This is a genomic window from Xinfangfangia pollutisoli (genome assembly GCF_020179405.1).
In the GTDB taxonomy this organism is placed as follows: Bacteria; Pseudomonadota; Alphaproteobacteria; order Rhodobacterales; family Rhodobacteraceae; genus Pseudogemmobacter; species Pseudogemmobacter pollutisoli.
Genome location: NZ_JAICBZ010000036.1, coordinates 1 through 15,100 on the forward strand (window position 1 = coordinate 1; position 15,100 = coordinate 15,100).

Below are 15,100 nucleotides of genomic sequence, written 5' to 3' on the forward strand. Positions count from 1 at the left end.
CCCGTCCCGACGCACCGGCTAGCCTGCCGTATTGCCGGCGTCAGGGTCTTCGGCGCGCGCTTCGGCCCGGCGTTCGGCCCGCCGCTCGGCGCCCGGCAGCCGCAGCCGCAGCCGCTTGATCCGCCGCGCATCGGCATCGACGATCTCGATCTCGGCGCCGCTTTCGTGGAACACCACCTCGCCCCGCGCGGGCACGCGGCCGGTGCGCAGGAAGACCAGCCCGCCCAGCGTGTCGATTTCCTCGTCTTCCTCGCCGGTGCGCAGCCGCAGGCCGATTGCCTGTTCCAGCTCTTCCAGCGGCGCGCGCGACTGCGCAAGGATCACCCCGGGCTGCTCTTCTTTCCAGAGCGCTCCCTCATCCTCGTCATGTTCGTCCTCGATGGCGCCGATGACGGTTTCGATCAGGTCCTCGATCGTCACCAGACCGTCGACCCCGCCATATTCGTCAATGACCAGCGCCATATGCACGCGTTCCTTCTGCATCTTCTGCAGCAGAACGCCGGTCGGCATCGAGGGGGGCGCATACAGGATCGGGCGCAAGAGCCGCTTCAGGCTGAACCGGCCCGAGGCGCCGAAGCCATGGGTCAGCGCCAGATCCTTCAGCAGCACAAGCCCCTGCGGATGGTCCAGCGTGCCCTTGTAGACCGGCACGCGCGAAAACCCGTGTTCGCGGAACACCTCGACCAACTCGTCCTTGCCGATATCCATCGGCACGGCGACGATTTCGGTCTTGGGGACGGCCACGTCATCGACGCGCAGCCGCCGCAGCGCGGCAAGGCCGGGCGCTGGCTGGGGCACGGGCGCGGCGGGCGCATCGCCGCCGGCGCCATCGTCGCCCGAAGGGGTGAATGCGGACAGAAGCCGCCCGAAGAACCCGCGTCCGGCGGGTTCCGTAGACCCGTCTTCCGGCTCGGCCGATGCGGATTGCATCCCGGCCGGATTGTCGTTGCTACTGCCCATTGATCCTTTGCCCTGAAACCCCCCGTCCTGCGAGGGCGCGTCTAATATGGGTCAGAAAGCCCGAGTGTGGCAAGTATCGCAACTTCATGACCTTCCATCAGCGCGGCATCTGCCTCGGTCTCATGGTCATAGCCCAGAAGATGCAAGGTTCCGTGAACGATCAGATGGGTCACATGATCGCTGAGCGGCTTGCCCTGTTCGGCGGCTTCGCGTTCGCAGGTCTCCCAGGCGATGGCGATATCGCCCAGACCGTCGATCTCGCCCCCGGGCGCGGGATCGGGCCGTTCGGGCGCGGCGCCGGGGGTTTCCGGCGACAGATCCCAGGCCGGCCAGGACAGGACATTGGTGGGCTTGGGCTTGCCGCGGAAATCCGCGTTCAGCACCGCGATGCGCGCATCGTCGCAGCCCAGAAGCGCGATCTGGAAGGCCTCGGGCACCACGCCCAGATGCAGCAGCGCCGCCCGCGCCGCCGATTCGGCCAGGGGTTCAAGCCCGAAGGCCGCCCAGCGGTCGTCTTCGATCACGCAATCAACCAGCGGTTCCATGACCGGCCCCTAGCGCGCGCCCTGACCCGGCGCAAGAGCAAGCGGAAAGGCCGGGGGTTTCACACCCCCGGACCCCCGTGGGATATTTTTGCAGAGAGGAAGGCGGCTTTGGCCGTTTCCGTCCTGCTTTGGCGTGCCGCCGCGATCAGACCTGCGCCTCGTCCCGGTCATAGGCCTCGATGATGCGGGCGACCAGCGGGTGGCGGACCACATCCTTGGCGGTGAAGTAGTTGAAGGTCACGCCCTTGACGCCCTTGAGGATGCGCTCGGCCTCGGCCAGGCCCGAGGCGGTGCCGCGCGGCAGGTCGATCTGGGTGCGGTCGCCGGTGATCACCATGCGCGAGCCTTCGCCCAGGCGGGTGAGGAACATCTTCATCTGCATCGAGGTGGCATTCTGCGCCTCGTCCAGCACCACGAAGGCGTTCGACAGGGTGCGGCCGCGCATGAAGGCCAGGGGGGCGATCTCGATCCGCTTTTCCTGGATCAGCTTTTCCACCTGCTTGGCCGGCAGGAAGTCGTTCAGCGCGTCGTAAAGCGGCTGCATGTAGGGATCGACCTTTTCCTTCATGTCGCCGGGCAGGAAGCCCAGACGCTCGCCCGCCTCGACCGCGGGGCGCGAGAGGACGATCTTTTCCACCGCGCCGGCCAGGAACATGGTCACGCCCACCGCGACGGCAAGATAGGTCTTGCCGGTGCCGGCCGGGCCGATGCCGAAGCCCAGTTCGTTCTGGAACAGGTTGGCGACATAGGCCTTCTGCGCCTCGGTCCGCGGTTCGATCGGCTTCTTGCGGGTGCGCAGCTCCATCCCCGGGTTGAACAGTTCGATCTGTTCGCCCTCGGCCGCGGGGCTGACCGGGCGGCCCATGCGCAGCGCCCCATCGACATCACCTGCCGCCACGTTGCGGCCTCCTTCCAGTTTCGCGTAAAGCGAGCGCAGCACGGCGGCCGCCTGATCCCTGCCCGATTTCTCGCCGATCACCGCCAGCCGGTTGCCCCGGCGCAGGATATGGACCCCAAGCTGATGCTCGATCTGGGCGAGGTTGCGGTCAAATTCGCCGCACAGCTCGATCAGAAGCCGGTTGTCGGGAAATTCGAGGATGGTCTCGATCATATCCTCGGGCTTGGTCGGGGGGGTCAGCGCGCTGATGCCCAAGCAGGGTCTCCTTCTTCGACAGGGCCTATATGGGATGGTGCGACCGGGGCCGCAATCTGGCAAGGCAAAACATTTCGCACACCATATCTTGCGCGCGGATATGCAGGGCCTGTGACACTTTCCGCCCGATCGGCGGGCAAACGAAAAAGGGCCGCGGCATCTGCCGCGGCCCTTTTTCCGTCTTTGCCCCGCGGGGCCGTCACTTCTTGACGACCACCGTCTTGCGGCCGGGGCCGGGCACGTAATCGCGCAGCCCCGCGCCCGAGGTCTGGTAGTTCTTCACCACCGTGCCGGGCGGATACAGGTTGTTGCAGACCGGCAGGCCTGAGACCGGGTCATAGCGCGGGCTGGAATAGCCCTCGACCCCGTCATCCATGATCCAGACCTGGCAGCCGTCGGGATCATAGGCGATGGCGGCCTGGCCGTTGATCAGGCCGGTCTGGTCGACGCTGCCCTTGTCCTTGCCGGTGGCGATCACCGTGTTCGGATCGCCGTTATAGGCGGTCAGCCCGTCGGTGACGCAGCCCGACAGTGCCAGCGTGCCCAGAAGAAGTGCCGCGAATTTCATGGTCATGGCCTTCCCCCTTACCAGCGGTAGCAGACAACTTCGACACGGCGGTTCTTCGCCATGCCGGCGGCCGTGCCATTCGACGCGATCGGCTGGCGTTCGCCATAGCCCAATTCGCGCTCGACCGAGGCGCCGACCGAGCGGGCCACTTCGGCCACCGCATGGGCGCGGCGCTTGGACAGGCCCATGTTGTATTCATCCGAGGCGCGGCTGTCGGTATGGCCGTAGATCGCATAGCCGAAGGCGCCCGACTCGGAGAAGAACCGCCGCAGGCGTTCGCGGCCCGAGGCGGTCAGCTTGGCGCTGTCGGTGGCGAAAAGCGTGTCGGTGTTTTCCACCAGACAGGTGTTCTTCTTCAGGCAGACCGGCTTGCCGGTCTGCGGATTGCGGCGGGGGACCATATAGCCTTCCAGCCCGCCATCCGCCCACCAATGCATGCAGCCGTCGTCATCGACCCACATGCCCCATTCGATCTGGCCCGTGACCTGAGGCGCGCCCTGCGCCAGGGCGGCACCGCCCGTCACAACACCGGCCGCAAGTGCGGCCCCTCCCAAAAACACCCGCATGGCGCGTGAAATCCGGTTCACAGCCAGAGCCCCCTTCACCGAAATCTGTGACAGCTGCGCGAAGGATTGCCGACCAACCCCTGTGAAGTAAAGCGGATTCGGCAAGAAATGGCCCGGATTGGGGCATTTATGTGGCGGTTCGTTCCTTCTTAACCACCATATCCTGTGGATGGCCGGCGATTGTCGCAGCTGTGGAAACCTGAAGCGGCGCGATCTGCCTGCCGTTGCGTCAGTCGGGAATCCGGTCGGCGGCCAAAGAGTTAGGCGCCGAAGCTGAGACGCGGGCCCGGACCAGATCTCCGACCTGGCCGGTAGGGTCCTGCACGAAGACTGCCATCAGATGCTGCGACTTGCCGACCATCTGTCCGGGCAGGCGGCCGGGCTTTTCATACAGCACCTGCACCTCGCGCCCGACCATGGCGGCCTGGGCGGCGTGCTGCTGGTCCAGGATTAGCGCCTGCAGGGCCTGCAGACGGGAATCGGCAATCTCGGCCGCGACGGGCGGCTTTTCCGCGGCGGGCGTGCCGGGACGGGCCGAATATTTGAACGAGAAGGCCGCGCCGTAATGCACCGCGCGGATCAGCGCCATTGTCGCTTCGAAATCGGCATCGGTTTCGCCGGGGAAACCCACGATGAAATCCGAAGTCAGCAGCATATCGGGCCGGGCCGCGCGAATGCGCGCGACCAGATCCAGATAGTGCGCCGCGGTATGTTTGCGATTCATCGCCTTCAGAATGCGGTCGCTGCCCGATTGCACCGGCAAATGCAGATAGGGCATCAATTGCGGCACTTCGGCATGGGCGGAAATCAGATCCTCGGCCATGTCATTGGGGTGGCTGGTCGTATAGCGGATCCGGTCCAGCCCCGGGATCGCCGCCAATTCGCGCACCAGATGTCCAAGGCCCCAGACCCCGCCCGCCGGGCTTTCGCCATGCCAGGCGTTGACGTTCTGCCCCAGAAGCGTGATCTCGCGCACCCCGCGGCTGACCAGATCGCGCGCCTCGGCCAGAAGGCGCGCGGCGGGGCGGCTGACTTCGGCGCCGCGGGTATAGGGCACGACGCAGAAGGCGCAGAACTTGTCGCAGCCTTCCTGCACGGTCAGGAAGGCAGTCGGGCCGCGGCGGCCCTTGCGGGCGGGCAGATGGTCGAACTTGTCCTCGGCCGGGAAATCGGTGTCGACGCTTTGGCCGGGCAGGCGCAGCATCTCGGGCAGGCGGTGATAGGCCTGCGGGCCGACGACCAGATCGACCAGCGGCATGCGGCGCAGGATCTCGGCGCCCTCGGCCTGGGCCACGCAGCCGGCGACGCCGATCTTCAGCCCGGGCTTTTCCGCCTTCAGCGGCTTCAGCCGGCCCAGATCGGAATACAGCTTCTCGCTGGCCTTTTCGCGGATATGGCAGGTGTTCAGCAGCACCATGTCGGCGTCTTCGATGACATCGGTCGGAACATAGCCCTCGGCGCCCAGCGCCTCGGCCATGCGTTCGCTGTCATAGACGTTCATCTGGCAGCCGTAGGTCTTGACGAACAGCTTCTTCGCTTGGGGTCCGGACATGGGCGCGCCTCCTGAAGGGGGCCTTTTACACAGAGCCCGGGCGCGGGGCAACGGCGGGCGGTGCGGCGGGGCAGGGTGGCTGGGCGGTGCGGCGGGCCCCCTTGCCTTACCGCTGGATTTGACCGACTCTTCGCGCCGCGGCCCAAGGGGCCAGGGCAGGCCGATCAGGGGCGGACATGATCCACAAGGACCTCGACAGTTTCCTTGCCACCTCCAGCACGGCGCTGGCGAAGGGCCCGCTTGCGGTGATCATGGCCGAGGATGCGGTCGAGCTGGGCTCGACCTTGCGCCACCATCTGGCGGCGGGCTTCCCCGAGATCGTGCTGCTGGCGCCCGAGGGGATCGACCCGCCCGAAGACATTCTGGACCGGCTGCATCTGGTGCGCCACGATGTCTATGCCGATGCCGCCCTGCCCGAGGCGGTCAGCCGCATCGCCGATGCCGCGCCGGGCTTGTGGATCTATTACTGCTACAATGCCGAATACCTGTTCTTCCCCTTCTGCGAGAGCCGGGGCATCCGCGATCTGGTGGCCTTCCATGCCGAGGAACGGCGCGAGGCGATGCTGACCTATGTCATCGACCTTTATGCCGGCGATCTGGACCGCTACGGCAATGCCGTCTCGCTTGAGGATGCCCATCTCGACCGGTCGGGCTATTACGCGCTGGCCCGCAAGGACGAGGCCAAGGCCTGGGCGCCCAAGGAGCGGCAGCTGGATTTCTTCGGCGGGCTGCGCTGGCGGTTCGAGGAACATATCCCCTGGACCAAGCGCAAGATCGACCGGATCTCGATCTTCAAGGCGAAGAAGGGGCTGCGGCTGCGGCCCGATTTCACCTTTGCCGATGAAGAAGAGATGAACACCTATGCCTGTCCCTGGCACAACAACCTGACGGCGGCGATCTGTTCCTTCCGCACCGCCAAGGCGCTGCGCAGCAATCCCGGCTCGCGCTTCGACATCCACAGTTTCCGCTGGCACAATTCGGTGCCCTTCGACTGGCACAGCCAGCAACTGATGGATCTGGGCCTGATGGAGCCCGGGCAATGGTTCTGACCGGGGCGTGCCGGCCAGTGATTTGCCAGTGATTTGCCAGTGATGTGATCGTGCGGCTGCGCCGCAGATGATTTTCTCGCCTCTGGCCTTCGGCCAACCGGCTCGGGTCTGCGCTCCGCGCGGGGATATTTTCGGACAGATGAAATGCCAAAGCGTCTTGGCTGTTTCATCTGTCCGAAAATATCCCGGGGGGAGCCGAAGGCGGGGGGCAGAGCCCCCCTTTCGGCGCCTGCCATCCTCGCGCCTGCAGGGTTTTGCTTGCCCCGCGGCCCGGATGCGACTATAGGCCCGCCATCCCGAAACCGCCTTCCCCCGACCGGCCCGCCCGGCGGGGCGTTGCGTGTTCGGGGCCAGCCAAAGACCGGCGGAGCCAACCGCATGGCCAGAAAAACCGTAAAAAGGATGAAACTCGCATGTGCGCCAAGAACGCAATGGAAGAATTTGAAGCCCTTCTGAAGGAGAGCTTCGAGATCGACACCCCCGAAGAGGGTTCGGTCGTCAAGGGCAAGGTCATCGCCATCGAGGCGGGCCAGGCCATCATCGACGTCGGCTACAAGATGGAAGGCCGCGTCGACCTGAAGGAATTCGCCAATCCGGGCGAGCAGCCGAACATCACCGTGGGCGACACCGTCGAGGTCTATCTGGACCGCGTCGAGAACGCCCGTGGCGAAGCGGTCATCTCGCGCGAGAAGGCCCGTCGTGAAGAAGCCTGGGATCGTCTGGAAAAGGCCTATGCCAGCGAGCAGCGCGTCGATGGCGCGATCTTCGGCCGGGTCAAGGGTGGCTTCACCGTCGATCTGGGCGGCGCTGTCGCCTTCCTGCCGGGCAGCCAAGTCGATGTGCGCCCCGTGCGCGATGCCGGCCCCCTGATGGGCATGAAGCAGCCCTTCCAGATCCTGAAGATGGACCGTCGCCGCGGCAATATCGTCGTGTCGCGCCGCGCCATCCTGGAAGAATCGCGGGCCGAACAGCGCGCCGAAGTCATCGGCAACCTGTCGGAAGGCCAAGTGGTCGACGGCGTGGTCAAGAACATCACCGAATACGGTGCCTTCGTTGACCTGGGCGGCGTTGACGGCCTGCTGCACGTCACCGACATGGCCTGGCGCCGCGTCAACCACCCGTCGGAAATCCTGTCGATCGGCGAGACCATCAAGGTTCAGGTCATCAAGATCAACAAGGAAACCCACCGTATCTCGCTGGGCATGAAGCAGCTGCAGTCGGATCCGTGGGATGCGGTCGAAAAGGCCTATCCGATCGGTTCGGTTCACAAGGGCCGCGTCACCAACATCACCGATTACGGCGCCTTCGTGGAGCTGGAAGCCGGTGTCGAAGGCCTGGTCCACGTCTCGGAAATGTCCTGGACCAAGAAGAACGTGCATCCCGGCAAGATCGTGTCGACCAGCCAGGAAGTCGATGTCATGGTCCTGGAAATCGACAGCGCCAAGCGTCGCGTTTCGCTGGGCCTGAAGCAGACCATGCGCAATCCGTGGGAAGTCTTCGCGGAAACCCATCCGGTCGGCTCGACCATCGAAGGCGAAGTCAAGAACATCACCGAATTCGGTCTGTTCGTCGGCCTCGACAACGATATCGACGGCATGGTCCACCTGTCCGACCTGTCCTGGGACAAGCGCGGCGAGGAAGCCATCCAGGAATACCGCAAGGGCGACATCGTCAAGGCGGCGGTCTCGGAAGTCGATATCGACAAGGAACGCATCTCGCTTTCGATCAAGGCTCTGGGCGAGGATTCGTTCAGCGACGCGGTTGACGGCGTGAAGCGCGGCGCGGTGATCACCGTTCAAGTGACCGCGATCGAAGATGGCGGGATCGAAGTGGAATATAACGGCGCCAAGTCGTTCATCCGCCGCTCGGACCTGTCGCGCGACCGTGCCGACCAGCGCCCCGAGCGCTTCTCGGTCGGTGACAAGATCGACGTGCGCGTCGTCAATGTCGACTCGAAGACCCGCAAGCTGGGCCTGTCGATCAAGGCGCGCGAGATCGCCGAAGAAAAGGAAGCCGTCGAACAGTATGGCTCGTCCGATTCGGGCGCCTCGCTGGGCGACATCCTGGGCGCCGCGCTCAAGGATCGCAGCTAAGCGGGCAAGTGCCACGGCGGCCGATCCGGCAGCCGATCTGCACAAGCTGGGGGCCCCGCGGCATGCGGGGCCCTTTGCTTTGGTGCCCTCAACCCCGTGATTTCGTTTGTCAGCGGGAAATTCCTGCCGTTATAGTCCGGGAACAAAAGCATCGTGGCGGCCGCCGGTCCTGGGGCCGAACCACAGGGGGGACGAAGGGATGATCCGGTCTGAACTGATCCAGAAGATCGCAGACGCCAACCCGCATCTGACGCAGCGCCATGTCGAGCGTATCGTGAACACGGTTTTCGAGGAAATCATCGAGGCCCTGTCCCGCGGCGACCGGGTCGAGCTGCGTGGGTTCGGGGCCTTCTCGGTCAAGGCGCGCGATGCCAGGGTGGGGCGCAACCCCCGCACCGGCGAAGCGGTGCAGGTCGATGACAAGAAAGTGCCGTTCTTCAAGACCGGCAAGCTGCTGCGCGACCGGCTGAACGGCAACTGACCGCCGCCGATCCGCTGCGCCTTGGGGTTGCACCGGCGCGGCAGGCGCGGGATAACCGGGGAAAGTGACGCCCGGGGGCCCTGACGCATGATCCGATACCTGCGCATCCTGTTCATCGCCGTGACGGCCATCGCGCTGCTGGCGCTGGCCCTGGCCAATCGCGCCCCGGTGACCTTCCGGCTGCTGCCCGAAGACCTGGCGGCGATGCTGGGGCTGAACCTTGCCTATCAGCTGCCGCTGTTTCTGGTGATTCTGGTCGCTGTCGCCGCGGGGGTGATGATCGGCTTCATCTGGGAATGGTTCCGCGAATGGCGCATCCGTGGCGCGCATCGGGTGAAGACCCGCGAAGTGGCGCGGCTGGAACGCGAATTGGCGGTGTTGAAGGATTCCAGCAGCACCCCGCCGCAGGATGAGGTGCTGGCCCTGATCGAGCCCGCCGGGCGGCGCTGAGATGGCCCAGATCCGCGTCAAGATCTGCGGCCTGGTGACCGAGGCCGATATCGCCGCCGTCGCCGCGGCGGGCGCGGCCTATGCCGGGTTCAACTTCTTCCCGAAATCGCCGCGCTATGCCGCGCCGCCGCTGGCGCGCGCGCTGGCCCTGGCCGCGCCCGAGGGCCTGTGCAAGGTGGGCCTTGTCGTCGATGCCGACAATGCCACGCTGGATGCGATCACTGCCGAGGTGCCGCTCGACATGCTGCAATTGCACGGGCGCGAAACCCCGGCCCGGGTGACCGAGATCCGCGCCCGCTATGGCCTGCCGGTGATGAAGGCGATCGGCGTGGCGGAGCCGGGCGATCTGGCGCCGCTTCTGGACTATGCGCTGGTCTCGGACCAGATCCTGATCGACGCCAAGGCGCCCAAGGACGCGGTCCTGCCGGGCGGCAACGGGTTGACCTTCGATTGGCGCCTGGTGGCGCAGCGGCGCTGGATCCGGCCCTGGATGCTGGCGGGCGGCTTGACGCCGGAAAACGTGGCCGAAGCGATCCGCCTGACCGGCGCGCGGCAGGTCGATGTGGCCTCGGGCGTCGAAAGCGCGCCGGGGGTGAAGGATGCGGCAAAGATCGCCGCCTTCACCTCTGCGGCAACCGGTGCCGGCGCGGGCGCCCAGCAGGGCATTCCGATCCTGCGCTGATCGCATCACCCCCTGCATCGGCCACATCCTCAGACCGCCTGTCTTCTGCCTTCCTCTCTGCAGAAATATCCCGGGGGGTGAGGCCGCAGGCCGAGGGGGGCAGCGCCCCCCTTTCCCCCGCGTCCCAAGGGCGCTACACCCTCTGGGACAGACAGGAGGGCGCCATGGCAGAAGACGGTGTGAACAGCTTCAGGACGGGCCCGGACGAGGATGGCCGCTTCGGCATCTTCGGCGGGCGTTTCGTCTCGGAAACCCTGATGCCGCTGATCCTGGAGCTCGAGGCGGAATATGAACGCGCCAAGACCGATGCCAGTTTCTGGGCCGAGATGGACGACCTGTGGAAACACTATGTCGGCCGGCCCTCGCCCCTGTATTTCGCCCCGCGCCTGACCGAACGGCTGGGCGGCGCGAAGATCTATCTCAAGCGCGAAGAGCTGAACCATACCGGCAGCCACAAGATCAACAATGTGCTGGGCCAGATCCTTCTTGCCCGCCGCATGGGCAAGACAAGGATCATCGCCGAAACCGGCGCCGGCCAGCATGGCGTGGCAACGGCCACGGTCTGCGCCAAGTTCGGGCTGAAATGCATCGTCTATATGGGCGCGCATGATGTGGAACGGCAGATGCCGAACGTCTTCCGCATGAAGCTTCTGGGCGCCGAGGTGGTGCCGGTGACCTCGGGCCGCGGCACGCTGAAAGATGCGATGAACGATGCGCTGCGCGACTGGGTGACCAATGTCCGCGACACGTTCTATTGCATCGGCACGGTGGCCGGCCCGCATCCTTACCCCGCCATGGTGCGCGATTTCCAGGCGATCATCGGCAAGGAAACCCGGGCGCAGCTGCAGGAACAGGAAGGCCCCGGCCGCCTGCCCGATACCGTCATCGCCGCAATCGGCGGCGGCTCGAACGCGATGGGCCTGTTCCACCCGTTCCTGGATGACCCGGATGTCAAGATCATCGGCGTCGAGGCCGGCGGCAAGGGCGTGGACGAACGCATGCAGCATTGCGCCAGCCTGACCGGCGGCCGCCCCGGCGTGCTGCATGGCAACCGCACCTATCTGTTGCAGGACGAGGACGGGCAGATCCTGGAAGGCTTCTCGATTTCCGCCGGGCTCGACTATCCCGGGATCGGGCCGGAACATTCTTGGCTGCACGATATCGGCCGGGCCGAATATGTCTCGGTCACCGATGACGAGGCTTTGGCGGCGTTCCAGCTTCTGTGCGAGACCGAGGGAATCATCCCCGCGCTGGAGCCCAGCCATGCGCTGGCCCATGTGACGAAGATCGCGCCCGGCCTGCCGAAGGATCATATCATCGTGGTCAACCTGTCGGGCCGCGGCGACAAGGACATCTTCACCGTGGCCCGCCATCTGGGCGTCGAGATCAAGGGCTGAGCCAAGCTTCGGCCAAACCCTGGGCCCCGCGGTTCCGCCGCGGGGCTTTTTCATGCGCGCAAGGCCGGGGCAGGGCCATAAACCCCGGTTTATGCGGCTAAACTGCGGGGCAGGGCGGGGCGGATTAAACCTGCGGTCAATAGCGGGCGGGGCCGGGACGCGGTTTTTCTGGGCCTGTCGCCGGATGGGCGGCACCAGAACCGACACCCGGACCGAAAGGATGCTTCCATGACCTATCCCCTTCGCAGCCTGCTTCTTGGCACGAGTTTCGCCCTGGCCGGCACGGTCGCCGGCGCCGTCACCACCGAAGAGCTGGTGCAGCGCTATCAGCGCGACGGCTATGACTGGATCGAAGTCACCCGCGGCCGCAGCCAGATCGAGGTCGAGGCGGTGCGCGGCACCGAGAAGGTCGAGATCGTCTATGACCGCGAGACCGGCGTGGTGCTGCATCAGGAAACCGAACGCGCCGACCGCGAGGATCTGGCCCGCAGCGGCGTGGAAGTGCGGTCGCGCGACCGGGATTTCCTGGATGATGACGATGACCGCGACGATGATCGGTTCGACGACCGCGACGACGACCGGGATGATGATCGCGACGACGACCGCGACGATGATCGTGACGACGACCGCGACGACGACCGGGATGACGACCGTGACGACGACCGGGATGACGACCGTGGCGGGCGTGACAGTGATCGCGACCGCGATCACGATGACGACTGATCCGGCGGAAATCGCGCCCCGGTCTTGCCGGGCCGGGGCGGGCTTGCGATGATTGGCCGGACAAGCCGGCGATGCGGTGCGGGATGGGCGGAATGGATCGACGCAGATTCTTGGGGCTCTGTGCGGCGGGGATCATCCTCGCCGCGCCCGCATGCGCGGCCGAGGATTACGTGGCCCAGATCGTGGGCCAGCTGACCGCGCAGGGCTATGACCAAATCACCGTCAGCCGCACGCTTCTGGGCCGGATGCGGATCACCGCCGCCGGCCGTCGCGGCAGCCGCGAGATCATCGTGAACCCGGCCACGGGCGAGATCCTGCGCGATCTGCAAACCGGCGGCAGCGACTCGATCCTTGGCGAAGACGGGCGCGGCCAGGGCGAGGGGGGCAAGACCGGCTCGGGCAGCGGCAAGGGTGATGACGATGATGACGATGATGACGACGACGATGGCGACGATGACGACGGCGACGACAACAGCGGCGAAGGCGGTGGGGGCGGCGATGGCGGCGATGGCGATGACGACTAGGCCCCGCGCGGCCGGATCGCTGGTCTAGGGGCCGGTCGTGGCGGGTCGCGGACTGCTGGCCGCCCTGTTCCTGGCGCAGTTCCTCTGCGCCTTCTTCTTCGTGTCCGATATCCTGACCTCGGTCCTGGGCATTCCCTTCGGTCCGATCCCCTGGGCCTATCGCGAGTTGATGGAACTGGGCGCGGCGCTGGGGCTGATCGCCGGGCTGGTGCTGGGCGGGCTTGCGCTGACGCGTGCCCTGCGCGGCCGCCACCATGCCGAGGAACGGCTGCGCCGCGCCTCGGGCGCCTTCATGGATCTGCTTGAAGAACGGTTCGCGGAATGGGGCCTGACCGCGGCCGAGCGCGATGTGGCGCTGTTCGCGATCAAGGGTCTGACCGGGGCCGAGATCGCCCGGCTGCGCAACACCAGCGAAGGCACGGTCAAGGCGCAGACCAATGCGATCTACCGCAAGGCGGGCGTCCCGGGCCGGCCGCAGCTTCTGTCGCTGTTCATCGAGGACCTGATGCGCGACGATGGCGCGATCCGGCCGATGCCGGAATTGCCGCCCCCCGCCCCGGCGCTGCCCGGGCCCGAGACGGAAGCGGCGAAACCGGCGCCAGAGCGCGCCTAACGCAGGATCGGCGGGCCGCCGGGTGTGGCACTGGCGCGGTCGACCAGCCCATAACGCAGCCCCGCGCCGATGCGATGCGCCAGCGCCGACCAGGCCGCCGCCGTCTCGGCCGGCAATTCGCGCTTCAGGACCGAATCGAACAGCCCCAGCCAGGCCTCGAACATGCCCGGCCGCACATTGCCGGCCGCGCGATGCACCTGCAGCGGATTGCCGTCATAGGCCCGCTCATGCAGGATCGCATTGCGCCAGAAGCCTACGATCTTCGCCTCATGCGCGGGCCAGTCGCGCACATGGGCGGCAAAGACCGGGCCCAGACCCGGATGGCTGCGGACACATTCGTAGAATTCGGCCACCACGGCGGCAATCTGCGCCTCGGTCACCGGAAAGCGGGGCGGAAGACGGGCCATGGTCGCGCCTAGCGGGCCTCGGGCGCGGCATCGTACAGCCGCAGCACCGACAGCGGCACCAGTTCCAGCGTATTGGCATGGGTGGCGCGCAGATGCACCTGCGGCGCCGCCCCTTCCTCATGCGCCTGCAGGAACCGCCCGGCACACAGACACCAGCGATCTCCGGGTTTCAGCCCGGCAAAGCCATATTCCGGCCGCGGCGTCGACAGGTCATTGCCGAGATATTTCGACAGGGCCAGAAACTCGGCCGTCATCACCGCGCAGACCGTATGCTGGCCGCGGTCCTGCGGGCCAGTATTGCAGCAGCCGTCCCGGTAAAAGCCGGTCATTGGGGCGGTCGAGCAGGGCTCGAGCAGCCCGCCAAGCACATTGAGCGAAGGGTCCATCATCCGGCCATCATGCCGGGGGGCGACGGCGCTGTCCATTCACCTCAGGGTGCGCATTCTGCGACATAATCCGCCACCTGGGGCAGGCTGCCATCTTCGGCGCCCTCGCCGACGGTGGTGACATCCAGCCTGCCGGCAGGGCCGGTGTAATTGAAGGCGCAGAAGCCAAAGCCGGTGCCGGCGCAGGCCTGAACCTCGGGCACGCTGGCGGCCAGGTCCTGTGCGATGCCGAAATCCAGCGGCTCGGCCGGGGGGGCGGGCTGCCAGCCCGCCTCGGCCAGCAACTGCCGCGCCATGTCGATGGGCAGGCCGTACAGATAGGGCAGCACCGCGCGGCCGCCGCAGACCTTTTCCTCCAGTGCGGGTTGGGTGATGATCAGCCCATCCGTGCCCAGCACCCGCAGATCGGCCACCGGCTGGGGCAGGAAATCGCCGCTGAACAGTCGCAAGCCGCCCTGGCCGAAGGGCACCAGATGGCCGATCTGGGTCGCGGGCCGGTCGGTCGCATAGACCAGGATTTGCAACTGGTCGCCCTGGAACAGCCCGATATTGCCATCGGACAATTCGCAACTGCCGCTGGTGCCGGCGCCATAGCCCGACACGAAGCTGACCGCGGTCCAGCCGCCCAGCGGCTCTTCTGCGGTGACGCCCCAGCCCAGCTGCGCCAGCCGCTGCCCGGCCGGCGTGGCGGGCTGATCCAACAGCAGATGTGCGCAGGCCGCGCGATCGGCGCCCGGCTGCGGGGCCGCGGGCAGGGTGTCGTAGCGCAGCACCGCCAGGCCCGCGACCTGCGAGGCGACATTGGGCCGGGCCAGGGCCGGCGCGGTGGTCAGGGTCAGAAGGGCAGGGGCCAGAAGGGCAAGGGTCAGAAGGGCGGGGGCAAACTTGGAAAGGGCGGCAGGTTTCATGCGGGAACCACAGCAGGATCAGGGATTTGCGCCATCAAGGCCG

At 66.4% G+C, this 15,100-nt stretch carries 18 protein-coding genes; 9 read left to right on the forward strand and 9 right to left on the reverse strand.

Annotation, left to right across the window (positions count from 1 at the left end; genetic code table 11):
• Positions 1-18: 18 nt before the first annotated feature.
• The 6 genes from K1Y73_RS11925 to miaB all read right to left on the reverse strand — a co-directional run bounded on the left by K1Y73_RS11925 (position 19) and on the right by miaB (position 5,344).
• Entirely contained in the window at positions 19-960 is a 942-nt protein-coding gene (locus K1Y73_RS11925) for a transporter associated domain-containing protein (RefSeq protein ID WP_225028521.1), read from the reverse strand.
• A gap of 41 nt (positions 961-1,001) precedes the next feature.
• The gene (gene ybeY / locus K1Y73_RS11930; protein WP_225028522.1) at positions 1,002-1,505 is read right to left on the reverse strand and encodes an rRNA maturation RNase YbeY; all 504 of its coding nucleotides are present in this window, start codon (positions 1,503-1,505) and stop codon (positions 1,002-1,004) included.
• Positions 1,506-1,650: 145 nt separating this feature from the next.
• Positions 1,651-2,658: a PhoH family protein gene (locus K1Y73_RS11935; RefSeq protein WP_404819084.1), complete on the reverse strand. Its 1,008-nt coding sequence runs from the start codon at positions 2,656-2,658 to the stop codon at positions 1,651-1,653.
• 199 nt (positions 2,659-2,857) lie between these two features.
• On the reverse strand, positions 2,858-3,232 hold the full coding sequence (locus tag K1Y73_RS11940) for a hypothetical protein (RefSeq protein ID WP_225028523.1): 375 nt from the start codon (positions 3,230-3,232) through the stop codon (positions 2,858-2,860).
• 11 nt (positions 3,233-3,243) lie between these two features.
• A complete protein-coding gene (locus K1Y73_RS11945) occupies positions 3,244-3,792 on the reverse strand; it encodes an OmpA family protein (protein WP_225028524.1) in 549 nt (182 codons plus the stop codon).
• Between the two features lie 229 nt (positions 3,793-4,021).
• A complete protein-coding gene (miaB, locus tag K1Y73_RS11950) occupies positions 4,022-5,344 on the reverse strand; it encodes a tRNA (N6-isopentenyl adenosine(37)-C2)-methylthiotransferase MiaB (protein ID WP_225028525.1) in 1,323 nt (440 codons plus the stop codon).
• A 176-nt stretch (positions 5,345-5,520) separates the two neighbouring features.
• Here miaB and K1Y73_RS11955 point away from each other — a divergent pair, with 176 nt between their 5' ends.
• The 9 genes from K1Y73_RS11955 (at position 5,521) to K1Y73_RS11995 (ending at position 13,356) form a co-directional block, all read left to right on the forward strand.
• Positions 5,521-6,393 (forward strand): glycosyltransferase family 2 protein, encoded by an 873-nt coding sequence (locus K1Y73_RS11955; protein ID WP_225028526.1) that lies wholly within the window; start codon positions 5,521-5,523, stop codon positions 6,391-6,393.
• Positions 6,394-6,647: 254 nt separating this feature from the next.
• On the forward strand, positions 6,648-8,486 hold the full coding sequence (gene rpsA, locus K1Y73_RS11960) for a 30S ribosomal protein S1 (protein WP_263626608.1): 1,839 nt from the start codon (positions 6,648-6,650) through the stop codon (positions 8,484-8,486).
• A 199-nt stretch (positions 8,487-8,685) separates the two neighbouring features.
• On the forward strand, positions 8,686-8,967 hold the full coding sequence (ihfB, locus tag K1Y73_RS11965; protein WP_225028528.1) for an integration host factor subunit beta: 282 nt from the start codon (positions 8,686-8,688) through the stop codon (positions 8,965-8,967).
• A gap of 87 nt (positions 8,968-9,054) precedes the next feature.
• Complete coding sequence (locus K1Y73_RS11970; RefSeq protein ID WP_225028529.1) at positions 9,055-9,417, forward strand: LapA family protein; 363 nt, start codon at positions 9,055-9,057, stop codon at positions 9,415-9,417.
• A gap of 1 nt (position 9,418) precedes the next feature.
• The gene (locus tag K1Y73_RS11975; protein ID WP_225028530.1) at positions 9,419-10,099 is read left to right on the forward strand and encodes a phosphoribosylanthranilate isomerase; all 681 of its coding nucleotides are present in this window, start codon (positions 9,419-9,421) and stop codon (positions 10,097-10,099) included.
• 164 nt (positions 10,100-10,263) lie between these two features.
• On the forward strand, positions 10,264-11,496 hold the full coding sequence (gene trpB / locus K1Y73_RS11980) for a tryptophan synthase subunit beta (protein WP_225028531.1): 1,233 nt from the start codon (positions 10,264-10,266) through the stop codon (positions 11,494-11,496).
• Positions 11,497-11,724: 228 nt separating this feature from the next.
• Positions 11,725-12,219 carry a hypothetical protein gene (locus tag K1Y73_RS11985; protein ID WP_225028532.1) on the forward strand — a complete coding sequence of 165 codons (495 nt, stop codon included), beginning with the start codon at positions 11,725-11,727 and terminating at the stop codon, positions 12,217-12,219.
• 92 nt (positions 12,220-12,311) lie between these two features.
• Positions 12,312-12,743, forward strand: coding sequence for a hypothetical protein (locus tag K1Y73_RS11990; protein WP_225028533.1), 432 nt, complete (start codon positions 12,312-12,314; stop codon positions 12,741-12,743).
• A gap of 37 nt (positions 12,744-12,780) precedes the next feature.
• Positions 12,781-13,356 (forward strand): helix-turn-helix transcriptional regulator, encoded by a 576-nt coding sequence (locus K1Y73_RS11995; RefSeq protein WP_225028534.1) that lies wholly within the window; start codon positions 12,781-12,783, stop codon positions 13,354-13,356.
• Here K1Y73_RS11995 and K1Y73_RS12000 read toward each other — a convergent pair.
• The 3 genes from K1Y73_RS12000 to K1Y73_RS12010 are packed head-to-tail and all read right to left on the reverse strand — an operon-like array spanning position 13,353 to position 15,057.
• Positions 13,353-13,763 (reverse strand): group III truncated hemoglobin, encoded by a 411-nt coding sequence (locus tag K1Y73_RS12000; protein WP_225028535.1) that lies wholly within the window; start codon positions 13,761-13,763, stop codon positions 13,353-13,355. The two genes, K1Y73_RS11995 and K1Y73_RS12000, sit on opposite strands and share 4 nt — an antisense overlap.
• A gap of 8 nt (positions 13,764-13,771) precedes the next feature.
• Positions 13,772-14,152 carry a DUF2237 family protein gene (locus tag K1Y73_RS12005; RefSeq protein WP_225028566.1) on the reverse strand — a complete coding sequence of 127 codons (381 nt, stop codon included), beginning with the start codon at positions 14,150-14,152 and terminating at the stop codon, positions 13,772-13,774.
• Between the two features lie 41 nt (positions 14,153-14,193).
• Positions 14,194-15,057 carry a hypothetical protein gene (locus K1Y73_RS12010; protein WP_225028536.1) on the reverse strand — a complete coding sequence of 288 codons (864 nt, stop codon included), beginning with the start codon at positions 15,055-15,057 and terminating at the stop codon, positions 14,194-14,196.
• Positions 15,058-15,100 lie beyond the last annotated feature (43 nt).